Raw genomic sequence first — 21326 nt, 5'->3', positions numbered from 1 at the left:
CGGGGTCGGCTGTATAACAGATGCAAATCATTTTTGAGAATCTGCAAGAAAACGAACATAACAAAAACAGGTCAATCTTGGTGGTATCTCACCGTAATCGACCCGTCTATAATATAATGTAACAGTGTTGTTTAACTAGAAAATTAACATCTTCGCGAGCCTAGGGCGTGTACGCAAACTATCGAAATAGCCAAATATCTGGTAAACTTATCCTATGAGAAGACGATATGAGATACGAGATGACCAATGGGAACGACTCAAAGACCTCTTGCCACCGGAACGGAAACCACAGGGTGGACGTCCGGCAATCGATAACCGAAAAATGTTCAATGCCATGCTTTGGGTGATTCGTTCTGGTGCGCCTTGGCGAGACTTGCCAGAGCATTATGGCTCCTGGAGCAGTGTCTACAGTCGTTTCCGCCGCTGGGAGAAAGCAGGCATCTTTGATCGAATGCTAGACGTTCTGGCTGCCAATCCCGATGACGAAAGTGTTATGCTCGATGCTTCCATCGTTCGTGTTCACCAACACGGCGCGGGGGCAAAAGGGGGCAGCAATTCCAAGCCATCGGACGATCACGCGGAGGATTAACCAGCAAGATTCATGCCGTTGTAGACGGCCTTGGCAATCCGCTACGCTTCGAAGTAACCGCAGGCAACATCAATGATTGTGTAACGGGTTATGAGATCCTGCAAACCCAAGACATACAAGGTAAACATGTTTTGGCGGATCGCGGATACGATACCGATAAAATCATTGCGCTTTTGGAAGAGAAACTGGCCCATTCCGTCATTCCCAGTAAGAAGAATCGCACGATCCAACGTACAACCGACTGGTGGTTGTATAAAGAGCGTCATCTGGTCGAATGCCTGTTCAACAAACTCAAACATAATCGTCGGCTGGCAACTCGGTACGATAAATTGGCCTGTACTTTTGTTGCCTTCTTAAAGCTGGCCTCTTCCATGATCTGGTTGGCTTAAGGTTTGCATACACGCCCTAGCGCGTATTTATCCCATTCCATTCGCTGTCGTTTTGCGTCAGACACAAAAAATATAGCAGTTCTCTGTTCCCACTCTTCGAAATAATACTTCAGTTTCAATGGTTGCATAAGACTCTTTATTGGCTTCATTGCGGATAAAACCCCATTATTACAAAACTTTAGATAATATCGTACCATCAAACTTGTTTCCCCAACCTTTATTTTCCTCTATATGAAATTTGAGGAACGACCCAATGTCTGGTAACGGCAAGTTGTTAACTATCATGAAATTGATAAGTCTCTCCAAAGACATTAAACTACTTTCACCATAACCTTCAATTACTGTATATACATGACTGATTCCAAGATCGTAGATATTTCGTAATAAGGTATCAATTATTTCATCACTATATTGATATAAGTTATACAAATATAAAAATTCATCTTTACTTAACCGCTCAAATTGATGCTCTTCGTATGTTTTGAATTCCATTAAATTACTGGGAATTAACTCAACTACAACATCATTCCAATCATCCAAATATTGTATGCTAGTAAACTCCCATAAATACTTCAACACGAGTTTCCAATCATTGAGGTCATATTTTGAGGCTATTAGCGCGTTTTCAAAACAGCTAATTCCATATGCTACCCTACCTCTTAATGAAATACTTTTAAATTTTTCCATGTTCATGATTACTAGTCCCCTTTAAACCATCCGCTTAGTGCGTCTGCTGCATTTCCTTGAAAAGTAAATGTACAGTTTTCACAAGCCGTTTTTGCTGCTCCAAACTCATTTGGAGTCACTTTAACTGTATAAAAATATAAATCACTTAAATAAGCACCATCATTTAGAGCTTGATTCGCTGCATCTACTTCCGCACAATTCCCTACCCTATAATCATTAAGAGAGTCCTTTGGTAATAGTCCTGGTTCGTCTTTGGTTCCAAATAACACCGGATTCTTGGCATCTCCACTCAAATCTACACCTTTATTCAATCCATAATAATATTTCCCAGTTCTTGCGTCATAAATTACAGTTGCTGTATTAAACTGATCCATTTTTCTTTTTGAAATATAAGAAGCCAACTTTTTCTGCATACCTGACCATTCAGTAACAGCATTACGCAATTCTTCCTCGGAAGGTAACTTAGCATGTCCCATCCCCCCACCAGAACTGCTCCTCATTACATTATCAAGCTTACTCTTCAATCCGTCCAGGCTTTCCTTCAATCCATTGCCTGCGTTTCGAAAGGCATCAGATGCTTCATTCCCCATATGCGGTATATCCGTAAGTTGGTAACCGGATAGAATCACATGACCTTCCCACAGTAATTGTTTAGTTTTCTTTTGACACACTAGACGTGATATCTGTCAACTTTTCTGCAAATGGATTCCAGAAGTTTTCTCGGTACTCTTCATTAACCGGAGCAGCCTATTTGCGACTCATTTAAAAAAACGAAGGCAAACAAAAAACAGGTCAATCATGGTGTCTGTTATCTAACCATAATGAACCTGTCTATGTTAAGAAAAAACATTACTTTAGGTGAAAAATTCTGAGGCGTGATCAGTAATATGGTTTATAGAGATTGAAAAAATTCATCCAATTAGACGTCAAGCTTCAAAACCTACAACAATCCATTCGTCTACTAGATCCCAAAAGTTAATGTTGTATTCAGGTTGGTCTTTTGCAGACCACAACGTAGCATTGTCATTTTCAGAATTTTTATAATCAATTACCACATAGGTCCCCATTCCATTGGAGAAGAAACCAAAAGAAGTCCCCAAATCAATCTGCAGGGGCTCCTCTAAATCTTCAACAATCCCCCAGTCAAGATCGGAATCACCTAAAAAAGCAACATTTTCTAGAGGTACCAATCCCATAGCTCCACTTGCATAATAATAAAACCCATTATGAACACTTTCATAAAATGTTCTTAATTTTGTCGGAGTATGTTCCCAAAATTCTTCCAATTCCCTATTATTAAAATCTTTTACTGGCGCTCTACCTTCATAATAAAACGTTTCACCTAGTCGATTTTTAATAGTATATAAAATTGAATACCTTTGGTTTATCTCAATAAGTTCAACATTATCAAGATAATCATGTAAATAAGAAATCGTGTTTCTTAATTCTATGGAGACATGCTGTCTCCATATGTCTAACAAAGTATTAATTCTTTCTTTTTTCTCTTTTAGTTTAAAAATTTTATACCATAAAAGAGGCAGTGAATCTATATGTTCAATTTCATCGTCTGGAACAAGCCTTACATAGCCGTTTTTTATCATAGTATATTTTTTTAAATACTCTATCTTTTGTTCCATAATGTTAGTCCTTTCTTTATCCACCATTTTGTCTATTTTGATTAGCCATATCATCAATTTGCTTCTGTAAAATTTTCTCCATCTCTTTTTCTCTTTCCATCATTTTCTTTCTAAATACAGGATCAACTTCTATCTCATCTGGTGTGCCCTTCTTATAATGTGTCCATTGTTCATATGTTTTATTTTGTTTAGAACCATTTGCAGATCTACTTAAACCTATAAAATTTTCTCGATTATTCGCCACTTTGACTTGTTGTTCAAAAGTTAGTTTATCATAGTTCTCCATACGAGCGATATTATCTAATGATACGATATGATCGGGCTCTAGCCTGCTTGTAATTTTTTTCCCGCGAAGTACAGGATCGTCCATTGGTAACTGAACACCTTCATTTACTGTGTCTTGAAGTTCTTTAGAAGGTGTCTTTCTTCTAATTTTTTTATATAACGTGTCTGAAATTCTTCTATCCCCGTACCGAGGCGGTGTCCCAACATCCACCGTCCCCTTAGAACCCGGAGGCTTCCCACCAGAACCACCCGAACTGCTCTTCATTACATTATCAAGCTTACTCTTCAACCCGTCCAGGCTTTCCTTCAATTCCTTGCTCATGTTCTTGAAGAGATAGGACGCTTCATTCCCCATATGCGGTACACCCGCAAGTTGATATCCGCGTGGAAGACTCAAGCTATTTCTCAGCTTCTCCAGTTGCTCTCTGGCATTGCTGCCAAGGTGGCTCAGATCTTTCTGTAACGCTTCCCCGAGCTCCTTTGCGAGTCCGGCCAGCCCTTTTTGTTCGTGTTCTACATAGATGCGGGCTAACGAGTGGCCGTTCTCGCTAAGGCCATCCATATATTTGCTGAATTTTCGGGAAATGTCGCCTACACTATCCGAGATCCATCGGCTCGTAGTGCCGACCTGCTTCTTGATGAATCCGCCCACCGGCTTGAGCACCTTTGGATCAAGGAGTCCTGCGGTTCCAAAGCTTATCGCCGCATCCAACAACGTCGTTTTCCAGCTTAATTCTTCCCCGTCCATCGCTTGTCTCATGATGCTTTCTGCGGCCCCGACCATTCCTTGAAACGTCATTCGGCCGCCCATGGAAGCCCAAATCCCGCCATAGGGACCAAATATGGCGCCGGATACGGCTCCTATCGTCGTATCTCGAAACGCATCCCACATATAAGCCGAAGTGTCGCTGACTTCCCCCCGACGGATGTCCGAGATCGCTTTTCCGGCTACGGCTGCCGTACCGGATATGGCCGCCGTCGAAGCAACGGCTGCGATCACGACAGCACCGGCTCCCGCTGTAGCCACGGTGGCCACGGCGGCAACCGTGACCACCGCCACCACCGCTAATCCGGCCAACACATTGCCCCACAGCTTGCCCCAATCGAACTTCGGCGCTTCGCCCTCCTGCGGCTCATCCTCGTACGGCGCATACTCCGTCCGGTCTCGACCCAGCACCTCGACATGCTCCCCGAGCAAGTGGTACTCGTTCTCGATCGAGAAGCCGCTCAGTGCGGTAAGCTTCTTGACGAGCACCTGGCTTTGTGCATGGATACGAATCCGCTTCGGGGTAAACAGCGAAATATCGTCTTTTGCATTCAGCAGCAGCTTCCGATGGCTTGTCATCGTGACGCCCGTCGCATCGTCAAAGCTGAGCTTGAGCGGTTCCTTGCTGCCGCTGACGACGTTGATCGCGGTCGGAGACAGTTCCAGCTCGCTGCCGTGCTCCGTGCCGAAGTAGCGGATATTCGGGTCTCCCGTCTTGGCGCAGCTATCCCCGTTCTTGCGCACGCACCCGGTCACCACCGCGCCGCTTCCCGTGGCGTCGGGCAAGTACAAGGTCGCATGCGTCCCCACCTTGGGCATGCAGTACATGGCGTTGCCCGTGGGCGGAGCGAAAGGAAACCAATACGCCGCGGACGCGGCTTGTTCCTTGTCGATATCCAGCTGAAGCTGAACCTGTTCGCCCTGAACGGCCAACACTTCGCCTTCCAGCGACAGGCCGGTCAGCCTCGGATTCACCAGCCGCTCCTGACGAATCCCCTCCCGCCGCGACAGCCGATAGGTATAGACGAACTGTCCCCGGTCCATCCGGGCCGACACCTCGCTGACCACCAGCCGCTTGTTGCGGAACATCACCTCGTCTCCGATCGCGTAACGCGCACCGCTGTCGATCTCGCAATGGTAGAAATCCGCCGGATGCAGGCCGGCTTCGTAGCCGCCCGCCCGTTGAAACGCCGCCAGGTCCCGGCGGGCGATATACGGGAGATCGCCGGGCAGCTCGTAGCTCCTTCCCTCCGGCATGCCGAACATAAACCTTGGTTTTGCCTCTACTATATCACACACGAGAACGGCATGAAAATGGCTGGCGAGCCGTGTCAACAGCTCCCAGTCCGTCTCGTCGTATTGGAAGACCGGCTCCCCGATGCTCGTCGTTTCGCCCGCGTAAGGGATGACATCGGAACCGGGATACGTCTGAATGATATCTTCCACGAGCTGGGCATAGGTCATCCCCGCATCCTGGAAGGAACGGCGCTTGCGCTTCAAGTCCATCAGATGGCTGCCTGACGCTCCCTCTATCTGGATCGCATAGACCCCGTTCGTATGGGTGATGCGCACGTCGCTGACCGAACCTTTAAAAATCGCGCTCTCGCTTTGCCCATTTTTCTCGTACAAATGAATTTCGTCGTGCTCCGCAGCGTTCAAGACCGCTTTCACATGGTCGGTGTCCTCGACATAGCCCCGGACGACAAGCCGTCCGTGCTCGTTCGGCTTCCATGCCAGCCGTACATCCTCGATTCGTTGCAGCCGGTACGGCGATTGAATCCGGATGTGATCGAATCCTTTCATCATCGTCAGCCTCCGCTTGGATTACTCGTCGTGCTGCCCGTCGGTCAGGAAATAAATCACGCCGCCCCAGTTGCACACGAGCAAAGATCGGTCGTCAGCGCCGGCTGACCTTCCACCTTCGTATTCTCCTTCGTGTAGACCCATGTCTCCAAAAATTCAGGCATACATGGCTTGCCCGCGATCGTTTCTCCATTCTCCGCAATAAAATACACGGTTTCACCGCTTGGATTACGTTCTCCCTGACAGGCTCCAAAATGCGGGATATTCTCATGCGGCTTGCAATCCGTCTCATTCATCATCGGCTTGCCGTTTACAAACGACCCATGGCTCCTGGGCAGATTGATCCGCCGCGGGTTGCTGCCGCAGGCGCATTGCATGCGCGCTCCTCTGACTATATACCTCGGCGGAGTCCCGGCCCCTTCCGGCGTCGTCATCTCCATACTCAATATGAATCCCCCCTGTCTATTGCTTCTGCCTGCTTGCATCATTTCGCACACCGATGGAACAGGACAGGCACTCATCTCCCACCCTCTGCGTGCTTCTGTCTTGTACTCGTTTTTTCGGCCATCCGCTGCCCCGTCTTATTCCACAATCGCTTTCTCCAGCCGCACCCCTGTGAAATTCCGGCGCAAGATGCTCTCCGCCACGTCCAGACGAACCGCTACAAGGGGCGAATCGCTCTCCTGGACGCGGACGATCTTTTTGCCCTTTAGCTTCTCTTCCGCTAACACCGGCTTTTTGACGAAGTGCCTGTCGGGAGACCATTCGCTGCTCGGACTGAGCACCATGTCCTCCGGAAAGATCGGAAGGAAATAGCGTTTCTGCCGCTGCCCTTTCAGGTCGAGCAGCGGCGTAAATATAAACCACGCATCCGGCTCATATATCGCAAGGAGTCGTTTCAGTTCCTCGGACACGAGATAAAGCTGCCGCTCCATCACATCGAGGAACTCGCTCTCCGGCCCCGCCGTCACATAGAAAACGATCGGGTCCGGAATCTTGTGCGCGCTCCGCCATCGGATGTCTCTGCGATCGATTTTGCTTCGCACCTGCTCCAGCACCGGCACGTCCGTATGACGCTCATCCTGCTTCAACCAGAAATAGTCCATGTTCCTATACCGCCCCATCGTTTGTCGCTTCTACGGCTCTCCCGTCGTCCCCTCCGCCGGTTTCATACAGTAGCTCACATTGATCCTTGTATTCGCCAATGAATAATTGCAGGTTCGCAGACTTGTCCATCCGGCGATAAGTCTCGCTATCGATGAGCGACGGTATGAAGCCTCTTAGCCATTCCACCGTCAACAGGTGGTACTTGTAGGCTTCGATCAGCTTGATCTTCTCGATATCCATCCGGGTGATCTTTCTCGCATACGCTTTTCGCTTCTCCTCCAACTCCCCCATCCGACGGAACAGCGGGGCGAAAATAAAATCAGCAGACCAGGAAGATGCGCATTCCTCCACATCGAGAAACCAATTATCGTCGTAGGCGTCGATCCGATAAAGAGCCGTGTTCGCCATGATGCTTGTCCGCAAAAAGGAGATATACACGTAACGAATGCTCCCCTTGCGCCCCTCTGCCTGCAGCTTGGCGGCTTGCTTGCATACCGCTTCGAAGGCCGCCAAAAAACGGCGTTCGATCTGCTCCTTCTCCTGCCGGTATCGTTCGTCGATCTCCGGGAGATCGAACTGCCAGCGGTCGAACACATACCGCTCCAGCAAGTCTTGCAGCGCTTCCTCTTTACTCATCACCCGGATCATTCGATATTGACCTTCCCGCCGCTTAACGTCACGTGTTCGGCAATGTTCAGATTCGCGTCCGCTTGCTTCAAGTCGATCCCGGCTTCGCCCTGCAGCAAGATGCGCGCTCCTCCGGTAATTTCGATGTCATCCTCGGCGGACAGCACGATTTTTTTGTCACTGTTAATCTCAATGCCGCCGTCATCCGTCAGGCGCATCAGCAGATTGCCGTTGCCGATAATCTCAATCGCCCCCGGTTGGAATACAACTTGCTTGCCGTATTTGGTGCTGATGCTTTTGACCGCCGGATCGCTGCGCTTCACCGGGTCGGAGGAGGCCAAGTCGACCGAGCTGGCGGCAAATGCGTTAGGCTCCCTCTCATCGGGAAAATAGAGCCGAACCTCATCACCGGCTTCCGGCATGCAATACCAGCCGCTTCCGTCCGGGGAAGAATAGACGGTCGAGTAGGGAAACCACATGGCCCCGGCATCATGTCCGCTGTCGATATGCAGGCTTACCTTCACTTGGTCCTTGGACACGTCCAGCACCTTGCCGAACAGCGAAGCCCCTGATAAGGCATGGGCATAGGTTGTGAGGCAGCTTACGCCTTCCTTTTCCCGCAGCTCATAATGGCTGACAAGAATGCCGCCTTCGAGGATCGTCTCCGCTCGCGCCACATAAAGCGTCCGTTGCCGAAACGCGACAGGGAAGCCGAGTTCAATCAGCTTATGGCTTGTCACTTCATAACAGATACCGCTCTCACCGTCCGCTCCCGACAGGCCGTTCGCGGCATGTTGCTTGGTGTCCTTCAAATTCTTGCGAATCGTATAATTATATTCGTCCAGCTTGAGCGGCTCGCCCACATCGGGAAGCCCGACATAATAGTGCGGCCCCTTATGCGCGCCTATCGGCGTGAGCGGAGCGTGAAAATGGGAAGCGAGCCGCTTGGCGAACTGCCAGTCGGTTTCCTGATACTGCACGATAAACTCTCCGATGCTTTGGCCCCCGGAAGCCCCATCGATGACATCCCCGTTCGCATACGCCTTGGTCAGTTGCGCGAACAAATCGCGGTAAGCCACACCGGCGTTTTGATAAGAACGGTTCTTTTTCCGAAGATCCATCAAGATGGTGGCGCTTGTGGCCTCAATCGTTAACGTGCGCACGTTGCGGTTCGCCTGCACGGCCATTGTGGTAACGACGCCTTGAAACAAGACGATTTGTCGTTCGCCTTCTTGTACGTAAACTTCCAACTGCGTGTGATCGTCTGCCTCGTCGACGTATTGATCGAGCCTCTCTTCCGGTACAATCCCGCTTACGGACAACTTGACATGCTCGTTCAGTTGCTTGATCAGCCTCAATTCGAGCAGCCGTTCAAATTGGTAAGGGGCAACGACAACGTTGGCACTTGTATAAACCGTCTGCTTCCGGCTCATTCTTGCTCCTCTCCGTCATCCAGCGGCAGCACGTGTACGGTCCGCATGACTTGGAACGCGATGTCCCTCCACTGGTCATAATCTGCATAGCGGCAGCTAAAGGTCCCCATCCCAGTTTTGCCGTGGAACACGAAGAAGAAGAAAAGCTGATACATAAACCCGTCCAACGCGGAGCTCTTGAATTCGAAATACCCAACCTTATTGCCGTTCGCCTCTTCCGTCCCGTCAGAAAAGAACAGATGCGCCGGGTTCGTCCGCCGGATGCCGGCTCTCATACCGTTCGTTAATTCCTCGACCCATTCCTCTTGCAGGTCGTGGTCGATCCGGTTCAAAGTGAACGCGATACTGCCGGTCTCGTCGGATTTCACGATCGGCGGGCGTGCTTCATAAGGGTATTTCACTTTCCGCACTTGCTCCGGCATGTCCGTAAAATCCTGCGGGACATACATCGTCAGCTTGCCGTCGAAGAACGGTTGCTCCTCGAACGCGTAGTAGCGCTTTCCAACACGGACCGGTCCTGTACGAATGTCGTGCGGCTCCTTCGCTTTCTCCGCTTCGTTCAGCAGCGCTTGAATTTTCTCATCCATAAATTCCATTCCACTCACCATCCCTTCCCTCAGATAAAATAGTCCGAAGATCCCGTTTTTTGTCTACATCATAAAAAAATGACCAACCAGCGTCAATGAGTCTTCCACATAGGTCTATCGCACCGAATTATAGGTATTTGATAGCGAAATTCGTCGAAATACAACCAGATGTTTCCGCCCAATGTTGTGAGAACCTTATTTCAGCCGTCTCAATGTCCGGGAAGGAAGCCGTGAACAGGTGATTCCGCTCTACATTCGGGAAGCAAGGGGGCGATGCCGGGGGAGAGGCGGAAGCGGGAAGCCTCCACTTGTGAGCGATGCTTATCGGAATAAGGTTTCGACGATGCTACGGCAGCAATGTCTTTCCAGAGAAGTACCGTAAGTGTCTGTCGTACGACAGAGCGTGTAAACAAGGAAGTACGGGGTCGTGCGGTGTGATTCGTAACTTTCCACGCAGCGATTCTGCCTAACGATTACTTGGAGCCTTGCTAATGGAGATAGATGAAAAATGGAGCAATGGCCGAAAGTATCTGGATATGACGGATGATTTGGAGTGGCGAGAAACGAACGTAAAAACCCCATCCAAAAGTGTGCGATTAAGGTAGAGGAGCGAGTTTTACTTGAGGGAATTTACACACAATTTTGTACTTGCCCCCCCGGCATTATACCGGGGCTTTACTTTATGTGTTATGCAGACTGGGGACGGGGGGACAAAATGGGGACCGGAATGAACGTCTTTCCTCGCAATAGACTCATTAGATTACAAGCGTATTATAATTGAAATCACGGGCTGTACAACGTCTTGAGCTGCGGTGCCGATAAGGTTCTCGATCCGAAGAGTGATTGACGCAGGACTCATGGGTGACGTAATAGCGGTTTCGCGCCGAATAAGCCGATTACGCGGGCTCAGGTGGCCGTGGTGGCAGCTTGGATATTGAAGCATGGGAAAAAAGAGATTGGGCTGAGCTTGCTGCCTGTTACACGATCAGAGCCGGAGCCGTGGGATCATTCCTTCGGCTTTTTACTTAGCGCGAAAACCTTGAAAGGTATGAAGCCAATCAAGGTTAAAAGATAATTAGGGCTTGCTGAACATATTGCCTTTTAGGCCACAGAGGCTGACGGCACAGATTCAGCAGCAGTCTGAAAATCGGCAAAAAGAGAACGCGCAGCTTGCGTTCGAGATTCATAACAAGCAGTTGCAGAGCAATGACCGTTTCGCTTGTCTCTCGAAGGCGTGCTCGAATACGCCCCAGTCCGTAGGAGCGTTTGCCTTCTCCGAATTTTCCTTCGATCGCGTTACGCGTTGAAGCATCCTGTCTGGCCTGGTTCCGTTCTGGTTCCGCTTCTTTCTTCGGACGTCCTAAGTTTGGACCACTCAGACGGATGCCGTGCTCCTTACAATAGCGAAGGTTCTCCCGGTTTCGGTAGATTTGGTCGGCTAGAATGGCTTCCGGATAACATCCATATCGCTGGACGAACGACTCCACGGAAGCTTTCAGTGTCATGCTTTCGTTGAAGTTATCCCAGGACAGCTTCTCCATTCGAGCGTAACCGTCCACCAGACTGATCGCCAGCTTTGCCCCAAACTCGACGGGAGCATTCACTTTCCCGCGGACAATCGGCCGTACATGCGGTTGGGAAAGACTGACGATTCGATCTTCCACCGAGTGTGTCCGTTTGTCGTACATCTCTTGCTGTTGACGATACAGCTCGGAAATGACGAGCAATTGCCGATACTGCTGCGAACCCAGTTGATTCAAGCTGCTTTTCGCTGCCAGCATTTCGATGATGCCAAGATTACGCGAAACATAACGAAGCTGTTTGCCAACCGCTTTCCGGATGGATTTGGCACCCGTTCGCCGTTTCTTGGCGATCTCGAGGTAGCATTTGCGGGCGGTTTGACGATACGTTCTCGGTTTCTTGGCCTTCCCGACGAAAGGCTCGTGCAGAACATCGATGATCGCTTCGAGTTTTTCCCGCGCCTCGTTCAATAATTTCAAATCGGTCGGATACGAGATGTCGGCCGGTGCGCAGGTCGCGTCGAGCATCAAGGTGCCTTTGTTGCATGGTTTCTCTTTGCTTTTGCCGTCTTCATTAACGGATGTTCCATCAGAGCCATGGCCGCTGCCTGGAGGATCTTGAGGATCGCTCTTGTTTTGTTCCTGCTTCTTTCGCTCTGCGTCCTCTTCCAAAATCCAATCGTTGATTCGTTCAATGACATCCGCACCCAATCGCTTGCGGAAATGGGTCAACAGCGAGTGATGGAACGGAGGCTTATCTTGGAACGCCGGCAGCCCAAGGAAGTACTGGTAGTACGGATTTTCGGCGATCTGCTGGACCGTCTCTCGATCATCGAGCTGCATACGTTCCTGAATGTACAGCGCTCCCAAAGCCATACGAACAGACAAAGGGATCTGACCGCGCATTGATTTCTTGAACGACTTCGCGTAGAGTTCTTCTGCCCGCCACCACGGGATGATAGCGGCCAGTTGCACCCAACGGTTCTCCTTATTTAATTTACCGCCAAACGGCAAGTAGAAATCTTCGAACAACTGAAGCTGGCTTTCGGTTCTACGATACATGTCGGCTCACTCCACGTGCACGATTTTTTGCAAGAAATTCGCATTCTCCTTGCATTTTATTTCGAGTTAGAGTCCAGAAATCCTTGTAAAACCTTTGAAAAATGATTGTTCAGCAAGCCCTAATTACAGATTTTATAGATATTATCCTGCATGAAACTGGGAGCAAGCAACAATCAATTTCACATATTATTGTTCAAATATAATATTAATGCCTTCATTTTTTAAATTTTCAACAAGGGCTTGAAATAACGGCCTGTCCCCTTGTTCTTCAAAAAAAGGCTCTTCTCCATATTCATTGCTTCTATAATTGATTTCTTTTTGCCAAGCCTGAACATCCAAACACTGTTCTGCTACTTTGTAATTTGTCCATATTAGAGTAAATGGCGATACTGCACCATAACCACCATGTAAACAATCAATTAAAGAACTAAAATCAAAACCAAAATACCCCCCTGGACCATTAATGGATTCTCCCAAAGCACAAAAAAATGAAGCATAGTCACGAATATGTGTACCATCTAAATAAAATGTCTTATCGTTTGTTTCTTTGCTATCTAAAACCACCTTATTTAGGTTATACTTGGTCACAACTTTTAACCAGGCTCTCCTCCCATTTTCATTCAGTTTTGCCCATTCATTAGTTTTAGATGGAGGGGAGTTTCGCCACAACTCCCAGATTCCAAGTTCATCATTTGACACAATACTTTCTAATGACCCAATCAAACGAAGATCAGTTGGCGAGCTAGGAAAGCCCGCCTTGTGATAGTATATATTGTCATCGATTGCAAAAGAGCAGTTTGTGAAAATATCCTTATTTTTATCAATTATGCATATATACACCAGCCTGCAAAAAGACTCTTTTCTTCGTACAATATATTCTTTAAACTCATTACAAAAAATAAATTGTTTTAATAAAATTTGATGTTGTGAACTCTCATTTATATGCCCAGAACCATCTAGTCCTGCGATATCGTTACAATATCCAATTATTAATTCACTATCATCATCTAGAAGTGAGAACTTAAAGTCCAATTTACACTCCTCCTCAGTATCTATTATTTAACTCCTCCATCTGGAAACCAAGGAGAGGGGAATAGCTTTGGTTTGCTATAATCATGATTGGTCACATATCCTAACTTACCGTTAGGTTGTTCTAAAATTCTATGTTTTGATCCGGGAACATCCCATTCCTTAGAACCTTCCCACACGTTCTTTTGTCCGGTTTTATTTTTTAACTCGTTTGCACTGAATATCTTTTGATTCCCATCTTTATCTATTCTAGGAGTCCCTTTTCCGAGTTGAATATTATCGTATTCATTTGTTATTTTCTTAGGGATATTATGGTTATCCGAGAGTCTATAAGTACTCCCCGTCCCCTTAGAGGCCTGGCTAGATCCTCCTCCTGAAGGAGCCCTCATCGGGATATTTCTCATTCCCCCGGCTCCGCAATTATGCGTCCAAATTTCCAACTCTGTTACAAAATAATTATGTACTCCTTCGACACGGAAGTTATACACGGTCGTGCTGTTTTTCTTAATCTCGATCCGGTCGATCGGATACGGCTTGCCTTCTGGATTTTGAAGCAGGTCGCCTGCCTTAAGGTGCCTTGCCTCTATCCAGCCTCGGCCTGGAACCCAGAAGGGATGCTCTTCCGTTGTCGTTATCGTTATTCCTTTGGCTGTAATTTGGTATGTCTCGTCTGCCTGTCTTTTGAACAATTCAACAACCGTATTATATCCTGTTTTCCCTGTTCGTTCATCCTTTGTCAGAACCAAAATTACTTTAAAGATTTGTAATGAACTCCGAAATGATGGGTTTGTATAGTGGGCTAATCACTTGTGGTGGTGAAGGAGGAGCGCAACTTGAATCAGATGGGGAAATAGATTATATTGAAAATGTATCGGTTAGTCGGTACGGGTTGAACTGCTTCAACTGAAAAAAGAATTATCGCGCTGTTCCTGACAGTTGTATAAGGAAAGCCCATGAATCAGGCTGGGTTTAATCCGATTCATGGGCCTAGGTGCTACGCTAGGTGTTACGCAAATTGTTGAAGCAGTTCAACCAGCTTAGGGATGGAATCACCTATAAATTGCAAAACAGCAATAAAAATAGACATATTAGTCACCTCCTTGATGTAATGAAAGAAACTGTAATGTTCCTTACACTAAATATATCGGCATGTTAACCCAGTTTTTGTAGTGGTTTTATTATGTAAAACAAAAAAATATGATTTTTTTGCATGATATTAGTTCAACAAAGAATAAGGTAAGGTTTAAACTTCTTCGAGACCTTTAAGATGTACCCCACTAAATAAATGGTGTATACTGGAGTCAAATCCGGAGGAACCGGTGAAAAGGAGCTCTGCTGGCATTGTACTGGCGGGCGCCTTTTTTTACTGCAACAAACATATACGGAAAAAGCCCCGGGATTATTCCGAGGCTTTTTCCTTACTGGTAGACACGGAGTGGAGCGAGGTTCGACGCTTCATAAAATGAGTAATTAGCGTCTTCTACGGCGTCTGCACTCAATCAATACTTTTTGACCTCGGCGAAGAATAACAGTTATTGCTCTACGATGACTCATTCAAGCCACCTCCTTTCTTAATATTATAATATGAGAGAGTGCTTTAAATGCTTGTACTATAGCTGTAGGGAAACTAACATGAAAGTTATGGGGCCGGAAAAGCCCCGGCCTTGAGTACGGAATTTCTGTAGGGGCGGTTATCGCAACGGATGAGGCAGCGTTCACTTCCAGGGAAGACAGCGGAAATGTCGCGGCATTGCCGGCGAGTTTTCTGGTGACGAAGCTGGCCGGGGCTAGGGCGGGATTCTAAGAATCGCACTGCCGGTATCACGACCAGTTAATTAGGGCTTGCTGAACAATCATTTTTCAAAGGTTTTACAAGGATTTCTGGACTCTAACTCGAAATAAAATGCAAGGAAAATGCGAATTTCTTGCAAAAAATCGTGCACGTGGAGTGAGCCGACATGTATCGTAGAACCGAAAGCCAGCTTCAGTTGTTCGAAGATTTCTACTTGCCGTTTGGCGGTAAATTAAATAAGGAGAACCGTTGGGTTCAACTGGCCGCTATCATCCCGTGGTGGCGGGCAGAAGAATTCTACGCGAAGTCGTTCAAGAAATCAATGCGCGGTCAGATCCCTTTGTCTGTTCGTATGGCTTTGGGAGCGCTGTACATTCAGGAACGTATGCAGCTCGATGATCGAGAGACGGTCCAGCAGATCGCCGAAAATCCGTACTACCAGTACTTCCTTGGGCTGCCGGCGTTCCAAGATAAGCCTCCGTTCCATCACTCGCTGTTGACCCATTTCCGCAAGCGATTGGGTGCGGATGTCATTGAACGAATCAACGATTGGATTTTGGAAGAGGACGCAGAGCGAAAGAAGCAGGAACAAAACAAGAGCGATCCTCAAGATCCTCCAGGCAGCGGCCATGGCTCTGATGGAACATCCGTTAATGAAGACGGCAAAAGCAAAGAGAAACCATGCAACAAAGGCACCTTGATGCTCGACGCGACCTGCGCACCGGCCGACATCTCGTATCCGACCGATTTGAAATTATTGAACGAGGCGCGGGAAAAACTCGAAGCGATCATCGATGTTCTGCACGAGCCTTTCGTCGGGAAGGCCAAGAAACCGAGAACGTATCGTCAAACCGCCCGCAAACGCTACCTCGAGATCGCCAAGAAACGGCGAACGGGTGCCAAAGCCATCCGGAAAGCGGTTGGCAAACAGCTTCGTTATGTTTCGCGTAATCTTGGCATCATCGAAATGCTGGCAGCGAAAAGCAGCTTGAATCAACTGGGTTCGCAGCAGTATCGGCAATTGCTCGTCATTTCCGAGCTGTATCGTCAACAGCAAGAGATGTACGACAAACGGACACACTCGGTGGAAGATCGAATCGTCAGTCTTTCCCAACCGCATGTACGGCCGATTGTCCGCGGGAAAGTGAATGCTCCCGTCGAGTTTGGAGCAAAGCTGGCGATCAGTCTGGTGGACGGTTACGCTCGGATGGAGAAGCTGTCCTGGGATAACTTCAACGAAAGCATGACACTGAAAGCTTCCGTGGAGTCGTTCGTCCAGCGATATGGGTGTTATCCGGAAGCCATTCTAGCCGACCAAATCTACCGAAATCGGGAGAACCTTCGCTATTGTAAGGAGCATGGAATCCGTTTGAGTGGTCCAAACTTAGGGCGTCCGAAGAAAGAAGCGGAACCCGATCGGAACCAGGCCAGACAGGATGCTTCAATGCGTAACGCAATCGAAGGAAAATTCGGAGAAGGCAAACGCTCCTACGGACTGGGGCGTATTCGAGCACGCCTTCGAGAGACAAGCGAAACGGTCATTGCCCTGCAACTGCTTGTTATGAATCTCGAACGCAAGCTGCGCGTTCTCTTTTTGCCGATTTTCAGACTGCTGCTGAATCTGTGCCGTCAGCCTCTGTGGCCTAAAAGGCAATATGTTCAGCAAGCCCTAATTAGGGCATACCTATTTTATGGTTCCTTGCCTCCTTATCAGCGGGCCGTCTCTGGACGGTGGTATACTGTAGCCAGGCTGGTTTTCCGGCGATCACCGAAGAGCCGTTGAGGAAGGAATCCCACGGCTCTTTCACATTATGAAATCCACGAATACCGGATCGCGCAGGCCCGCGTTTAGCGTTTTCAACCCTGCTCGGAGGGTTAGCTGCAAATAAACGTTATTTTTGTCCTCTCCAAACTGTGGGTCTGGCCTCGCCAATACTCGAAAGGATCGCACGGTGCCCGTCGAACTTGGGCTCCAATATATAGCTTTCATCTGTAAAGGCTCTTTCGCTAGTCTCCAGCAGCATAGGAGGTATAAACATAATCATCACCTCCGGTAATTGTACCAATAGATCTTATGTGCTGGAGGTGGTAAGTATTGTGAGAAAACAAAAGAGCCAGGGAGGTAATTCCCGCGGCTCTGATTCAACTTATTTTACTGTGTACTCATTTACTTCAAATGTTAAGATCTTGTCGTATATCACGTAGTCTTTGCGGCTGCTGAATGGACCTTACGGAGCCATTACGCAGCGGCGCATCATCGTCCGCCGTATCCGTGACGGCGTGCTGTATGCGACATGTCTTTCAGCCGGGGCATGGCGGCCGTTTCGTCTCGATCGCATTTTGTCCTGGCAGCCGGTTAGGGGGAGAACAGCGTGAGCAAGAAACTTGCTGGCAATGGTATTGGGGAGTCCAGCCGTATGATGCTACCACAGAGCATAAGCAGGCTTTGCTCGCTCATCAGGAGAATCAAAATCGACGCGAGCGGCCGCAACTGGATGAACAGGAGTGGGAAGGCATCAATAGCCACCTGCAACGTTCGATGATGGAGGGCGGCTTGATGTTTATGACCCGCTTGATAAAGGAGCCATGAGGGGGACTGTAGTCGATATTGATATGTTAGGCCAGCGTGTTTGGATCCGATCGGAAAATGGAGAAAGGGATTGGATACGAGTAGAGGACATATTGGGGGTGATGAGTTGATGAGAGACTGGAGCGAGGAATTAGGCCGCGCGGAAAGGCCGGTTGCGACAAAGACGAAGGATGAATCCCTGTGCCAGTGTATGGCCGCAATGAAAGGTAAATGGATCGGTGGAAAGCACACCTGCGTAAGGGGGGGAACCTTTTTACGATGCATTCGGAAAAAGATGGCCCCGGGCGATGGCATATTCGATTTTGCGGACCAAATGATCCTCCGGTACAAGTTCGTCCAAGGAGACCATGGAGATTTGGGAACGTCCTTCGTAACCTGTTTTTCGCAACATATCCAACACTCTCGCCCCTATATTATGGTGAATAATAAAGTATTCTCGCAAAAAGCAAGACTGTCGACAGGACTTTGTCGACAGTCTGTGGGACAGTCCTTATTGCTATGGACTTAGTTAATACTCATCTCATTCTAAATCTATGAATTTTTGGGATACTACACTCATTACCCTATGATTTTCTGCTGATCGAGGGTGGATACCATTAATCCAATTAATAATATCATCATCAGTAAGCTTACCACTTTTAATATCATCAGCAATATCCGTAACATCGTAAACGGTTACGAGCAACTTACTTCCGAAAATTCCTTCTACCTTTGCCTTCCCGTTTAATACAAGATTGTTATTCGAATCAAATTTCACATTAGGAAAGACCAGTGGTTTAAAAGGATCCGGTATTTTTTTCCACATATCAGCTGTTGCAAAAGTAAGTGATGGATATTTATTTGGGCGTGGAAATCCTGGCCCAGAATAAGTTGCTAACATGTTAAGTGTTGATTTCACATTTTTCCCAGTTGCAGTAAAGTCTACATCTCCACCAAATGATTTTTTTGTTAAGTCCACTTTAACCCAATATGCCTTACCCGCTGGCACTTTAATATTTTGCGATGGAGCAGTTATAGTTCTAACATCAGAAACTGTCTGTGTCGTACTGGTTGCAGAGTTGAATTCTGCGCTAATATCAACGCCACCTGTTAATAAAATAGGTAATTTAAAAATCGTGCTTTTTCCTCCTACTTTAAATCCTTCAGAAACAGATGTACTTACGGAGTTTGTATATTGATGAGAATAAGGTGATGTTGTCATTGTTTGATCTACATCAATATGCCTATTATCTAATAAATTTTCCCCAATATATTCTGGACTTAAATCACTATACCTCAAATTTTTTACACCACTTGCTTGTAAGTCTAAGTCCATATCTGTTTTTGAACTATTCAGTCTAAGATAATGATAAGCTCCAGGAGAGTCAGGTAAATATTTCCCATCGAGCTGAATGTTATAATAAAATTCACAAATTTTGTCCATTTGCGCATCCACGTCTGTGATGTTTGCAGCAGCCATGGCATTACTTCCAAAAAGCATGGTACTTGATAAACCCAGCACGATCCCCAGAGTCATTAGAGAAAGCTTTTTTTGTTTGAATCGAATTTTCATGATGTTCACTCCCTCGTATAGTATTTCCTAAAGGCAGTTTTGAGTCTTTTTCCAGTCCTTTATAGGAACATAGAATGCCTTCAAAATTTCCAGCTTGCACATTGAAAATTAATATGGGGACTGGACTTTCCGGAATGTCTCCGGACAATGGAACTTAGGGTTCCATTCGGGGAAATTCGTTTCACTCCTGTAGTCCAATCTACTTTTTAAGTCTGTTTCTCCGGTACTCGCTTGCACTTCTTACCCGCTGGCTGTTCCCTTCGGCAACTCATGCCCGACTGTAGCAGCGTCGGGGCAGCTCATGAACCGAAGCGTGTTCTCATATGCGAGGGTGATTGATCGGCGAGTGCGCCGGAGACAGTCCGGAGAGTCCGTTCCCTGAATCCCTTATAGAAAGGAGGAATTCTCTTGAAGCTTTTTGTCGGTATTGACGTCAGTTCCGAAGAACTGGAAGCCTGTTTGATGAAATCGGATGGCGACACCCTGGAGACCTTCAAGACCACCAACAATCTGCACGGCGCCTCTTACTTGCGGGATCGCATCATTTCTGCTGCGGTCAAGACAGCCTGCTCTGAGGTTCATATCGGGCTTGAAGCCACATCCGTCTACAGCTGGCATCCAGCCATGTACTTGCATGAAGATGAGGCCCTTCAACAATTGAATGCCAAGGTGTTCACCATTAATCCGAAGCTGATTAACAAATTCAAAGACGCTTATGCCGACCTGGACAAAACCGATCGCATCGATGCCTGGATCATTGCAGACCGCCTGCGTTTTGGCAGACTCACGACGACTATCGTGATGCAGGAACAGTACATCGCCTTGCAGCGGCTCACTCGCATGCGATTCCATCTCGTACACAACCTCACCCGCGAGAAGCAATACTTTTTGCAAAATCTGTTCTATAAGTGCAATGCTTTTCGCGCGGAAGTGGACAGTTCCGTGTTCGGCCATGCCATCATGGAAATGCTCTCGGAAAAGTATAGCCTGGATGAGATGGGGAATATGGATGTCGCCCATTTGGCTGACTATCTAAAGGACAAGGGGAGAAATCGTTTCCCCGATCCCGAACACGTCGCCCGCTGTATTCAAAAGGCGGCTCGGGCCTCGTACCGCCTCTCGAAGGTTGTCGAGGATTCCATTGATTTGGTGCTGGGCACCTCAATTCAGTCGATCCGGAGCATCCAGCGTCAGCTTAAAGAGCTCGACAAGGCGATTGAGCGCATTTTAGACGGCATTTCCAGCAGCCAGTGCCTCCGTTCCATTCCGGGCATTGATCGGGTCTATGCCGCAGGCATCCTGGCCGAGATCGGCGACATCGACCGCTTCACGGATCAAGCCGCCTTGGCCAAGTATGCGGGTCTGACGTGGCGCAAGCACCAATCCGGCTCCTTCGAGGCGGAAGATACAAAGCGCATTCGTTCCGGCAACCGATTCCTTCGCTATTACCTAGTTGAAGCTGCCAACTCGGTAAAAAACCGCGACCCGGAATTCGGGGAGTATTACCGGAAGAAATTCAATGAAGTCCCTAAGCATCAACACAAACGTGCCCTCGTCTTAACGGCAAGAAAACTTGTGCGTCTGGTCGATGTGCTGCTACGCAACGACCAACTCTATACGCCCAGAAGGAAGGTGAAGCCGACAGAGCAATAATGCCTTGGCTCAAGAATTTTCTTCTCTAATTCCCAGTTAAATTATGGTATTTTACTTAATTTTCGACTGGGTCTAGTTTGGTGATGCCTTTTTTGGGATTGATCCTGCTGCACGCCAAGGAAATTTTCCAATTCTCATAAATCAGGGACTTGACATCATACCGCTGGACTCAAGTACTAGTCTGCGCGCGCATTTATATTATACCTATGAAAACTTTT

Annotated in this window: 16 protein-coding genes and 3 pseudogenes; 5 read left to right on the top strand and 14 right to left on the bottom strand. The window is 47.7% G+C overall.

The genetic code is table 11. From position 1 onward, the window contains the following. The first annotated feature begins 214 nt into the window (after positions 1 to 214). Positions 215 to 978 (top strand): IS5 family transposase gene (locus OCY70_RS24975; RefSeq protein ID WP_390905211.1). Its coding sequence is split into 2 segments (ribosomal slippage): positions 215 to 551 and positions 551 to 978, totalling 765 coding nucleotides; the frame shifts between segments, so codons are not numbered across the junction. A 168-nt stretch (positions 979 to 1146) separates the two neighbouring features. Here OCY70_RS24975 and OCY70_RS24970 read toward each other — a convergent pair. The 9 genes from OCY70_RS24970 to OCY70_RS24930 all read right to left on the bottom strand — a co-directional run bounded on the left by OCY70_RS24970 (position 1147) and on the right by OCY70_RS24930 (position 9919). Beyond that, on the bottom strand, positions 1147 to 1671 hold the full coding sequence (locus tag OCY70_RS24970; RefSeq protein WP_213431398.1) for a hypothetical protein: 525 nt from the start codon (positions 1669 to 1671) through the stop codon (positions 1147 to 1149). Between the two features lie 5 nt (positions 1672 to 1676). Further along, positions 1677 to 2255, bottom strand: coding sequence for a YwqJ-related putative deaminase (locus OCY70_RS24965; RefSeq protein ID WP_249725684.1), 579 nt, complete (start codon positions 2253 to 2255; stop codon positions 1677 to 1679). A 336-nt stretch (positions 2256 to 2591) separates the two neighbouring features. After that, positions 2592 to 3302, bottom strand: a complete 711-nt coding sequence (locus OCY70_RS24960) for an SMI1/KNR4 family protein (protein ID WP_213431397.1) — start codon at positions 3300 to 3302, stop codon at positions 2592 to 2594. 16 nt (positions 3303 to 3318) lie between these two features. Next, entirely contained in the window at positions 3319 to 6159 is a 2841-nt protein-coding gene (locus OCY70_RS24955) for a phage late control D family protein (RefSeq protein WP_261945283.1), read from the bottom strand. A 53-nt stretch (positions 6160 to 6212) separates the two neighbouring features. Next, positions 6213 to 6596 carry a DUF4280 domain-containing protein gene (locus OCY70_RS24950; RefSeq protein ID WP_315973938.1) on the bottom strand — a complete coding sequence of 128 codons (384 nt, stop codon included), beginning with the start codon at positions 6594 to 6596 and terminating at the stop codon, positions 6213 to 6215. 141 nt (positions 6597 to 6737) lie between these two features. Next, positions 6738 to 7262: a hypothetical protein gene (locus OCY70_RS24945; RefSeq protein ID WP_213431298.1), complete on the bottom strand. Its 525-nt coding sequence runs from the start codon at positions 7260 to 7262 to the stop codon at positions 6738 to 6740. Positions 7263 to 7266: 4 nt separating this feature from the next. Then, entirely contained in the window at positions 7267 to 7911 is a 645-nt protein-coding gene (locus tag OCY70_RS24940; RefSeq protein ID WP_213431299.1) for a hypothetical protein, read from the bottom strand. After that, positions 7908 to 9323, bottom strand: a complete 1416-nt coding sequence (locus OCY70_RS24935) for a contractile injection system protein, VgrG/Pvc8 family (RefSeq protein WP_213431300.1) — start codon at positions 9321 to 9323, stop codon at positions 7908 to 7910. Before OCY70_RS24935 ends, OCY70_RS24940 begins: the two co-directional genes overlap by 4 nt. Further along, entirely contained in the window at positions 9320 to 9919 is a 600-nt protein-coding gene (locus OCY70_RS24930; protein WP_213431301.1) for a hypothetical protein, read from the bottom strand. The genes OCY70_RS24935 and OCY70_RS24930 overlap by 4 nt, the downstream gene beginning before the upstream one ends. A 324-nt stretch (positions 9920 to 10243) precedes the next feature. Here OCY70_RS24930 and OCY70_RS36605 point away from each other — a divergent pair. Continuing rightward, positions 10244 to 10515, top strand: a pseudogene (locus OCY70_RS36605) (transposase); the annotation flags it as partial. A gap of 459 nt (positions 10516 to 10974) precedes the next feature. On the opposite strand, the gene OCY70_RS24925 reads toward OCY70_RS36605, so the two are convergent. From OCY70_RS24925 to OCY70_RS24915, 3 genes are all read right to left on the bottom strand, one after another. Next, positions 10975 to 12492 carry an IS5 family transposase gene (locus tag OCY70_RS24925; RefSeq protein WP_261945284.1) on the bottom strand — a complete coding sequence of 506 codons (1518 nt, stop codon included), beginning with the start codon at positions 12490 to 12492 and terminating at the stop codon, positions 10975 to 10977. 186 nt (positions 12493 to 12678) lie between these two features. Continuing rightward, on the bottom strand, positions 12679 to 13524 hold the full coding sequence (locus OCY70_RS24920) for a barstar family protein (protein WP_261945285.1): 846 nt from the start codon (positions 13522 to 13524) through the stop codon (positions 12679 to 12681). Positions 13525 to 13547: 23 nt separating this feature from the next. After that, positions 13548 to 14267, bottom strand: a complete 720-nt coding sequence (locus OCY70_RS24915; RefSeq protein WP_249725659.1) for a polymorphic toxin-type HINT domain-containing protein — start codon at positions 14265 to 14267, stop codon at positions 13548 to 13550. A 1212-nt stretch (positions 14268 to 15479) separates the two neighbouring features. On the opposite strand from OCY70_RS24915, the pseudogene OCY70_RS24910 reads away from it, so the two are divergent. Further along, positions 15480 to 16910, top strand: a pseudogene (locus OCY70_RS24910) (IS5 family transposase); the annotation flags it as partial. A 550-nt stretch (positions 16911 to 17460) separates the two neighbouring features. Here the strand turns inward: OCY70_RS24910 and OCY70_RS24900 are convergent. Then, positions 17461 to 17541, bottom strand: a pseudogene (locus OCY70_RS24900) (galactose oxidase); the annotation flags it as partial. Positions 17542 to 17600: 59 nt separating this feature from the next. Between OCY70_RS24900 and OCY70_RS24895 the strand changes: the two are divergent. Continuing rightward, positions 17601 to 17903 carry a YolD-like family protein gene (locus tag OCY70_RS24895; protein WP_213431450.1) on the top strand — a complete coding sequence of 101 codons (303 nt, stop codon included), beginning with the start codon at positions 17601 to 17603 and terminating at the stop codon, positions 17901 to 17903. Positions 17904 to 18423: 520 nt separating this feature from the next. Here OCY70_RS24895 and OCY70_RS24890 read toward each other — a convergent pair. Next, entirely contained in the window at positions 18424 to 19455 is a 1032-nt protein-coding gene (locus OCY70_RS24890) for an ETX/MTX2 family pore-forming toxin (RefSeq protein WP_213431451.1), read from the bottom strand. 408 nt (positions 19456 to 19863) lie between these two features. Here OCY70_RS24890 and OCY70_RS24885 point away from each other — a divergent pair, with 408 nt between their 5' ends. Beyond that, the gene (locus tag OCY70_RS24885) at positions 19864 to 21108 is read left to right on the top strand and encodes an IS110 family transposase (RefSeq protein WP_261944707.1); all 1245 of its coding nucleotides are present in this window, start codon (positions 19864 to 19866) and stop codon (positions 21106 to 21108) included. Positions 21109 to 21326: the final 218 nt, after the last annotated feature.

It is taken from the genome of Paenibacillus melissococcoides (genome assembly GCA_944800085.1).
Classification (GTDB): domain Bacteria; phylum Bacillota; class Bacilli; order Paenibacillales; family Paenibacillaceae; genus Paenibacillus_B; species Paenibacillus_B melissococcoides.
The sequence above is the reverse complement of the archived record's forward strand: the minus strand, read 5'-3'. Positions and strand labels throughout refer to the sequence as shown.

Excerpts from the sequence above, each read along its gene's own strand:
- OCY70_RS24955 (WP_261945283.1), bottom strand. The coding sequence starts at position 6,159 with ATGATGAAAGGATTCGATCACATCCGGATTCAATCGCCGTACCGGCTG.
- OCY70_RS24925 (WP_261945284.1), bottom strand. The coding sequence starts at position 12,492 with ATGTATCGTAGAACCGAAAGCCAGCTTCAGTTGTTCGAAGATTTCTAC.
- OCY70_RS24935 (WP_213431300.1), bottom strand. The coding sequence starts at position 9,323 with ATGAGCCGGAAGCAGACGGTTTATACAAGTGCCAACGTTGTCGTTGCC.
- OCY70_RS24890 (WP_213431451.1), bottom strand. The coding sequence starts at position 19,455 with ATGAAAATTCGATTCAAACAAAAAAAGCTTTCTCTAATGACTCTGGGG.
- OCY70_RS24940 (WP_213431299.1), bottom strand. The coding sequence starts at position 7,911 with ATGATCCGGGTGATGAGTAAAGAGGAAGCGCTGCAAGACTTGCTGGAG.
- OCY70_RS24970 (WP_213431398.1), bottom strand. The coding sequence starts at position 1,671 with ATGAACATGGAAAAATTTAAAAGTATTTCATTAAGAGGTAGGGTAGCA.
- OCY70_RS24930 (WP_213431301.1), bottom strand. The coding sequence starts at position 9,919 with ATGGAATTTATGGATGAGAAAATTCAAGCGCTGCTGAACGAAGCGGAG.
- OCY70_RS24960 (WP_213431397.1), bottom strand. The coding sequence starts at position 3,302 with ATGGAACAAAAGATAGAGTATTTAAAAAAATATACTATGATAAAAAAC.
- OCY70_RS24895 (WP_213431450.1), top strand. The coding sequence starts at position 17,601 with ATGCGACATGTCTTTCAGCCGGGGCATGGCGGCCGTTTCGTCTCGATC.
- OCY70_RS24945 (WP_213431298.1), bottom strand. The coding sequence starts at position 7,262 with ATGGACTATTTCTGGTTGAAGCAGGATGAGCGTCATACGGACGTGCCG.
- OCY70_RS24965 (WP_249725684.1), bottom strand. The coding sequence starts at position 2,255 with ATGGGGAATGAAGCATCTGATGCCTTTCGAAACGCAGGCAATGGATTG.
- OCY70_RS24950 (WP_315973938.1), bottom strand. The coding sequence starts at position 6,596 with ATGGAGATGACGACGCCGGAAGGGGCCGGGACTCCGCCGAGGTATATA.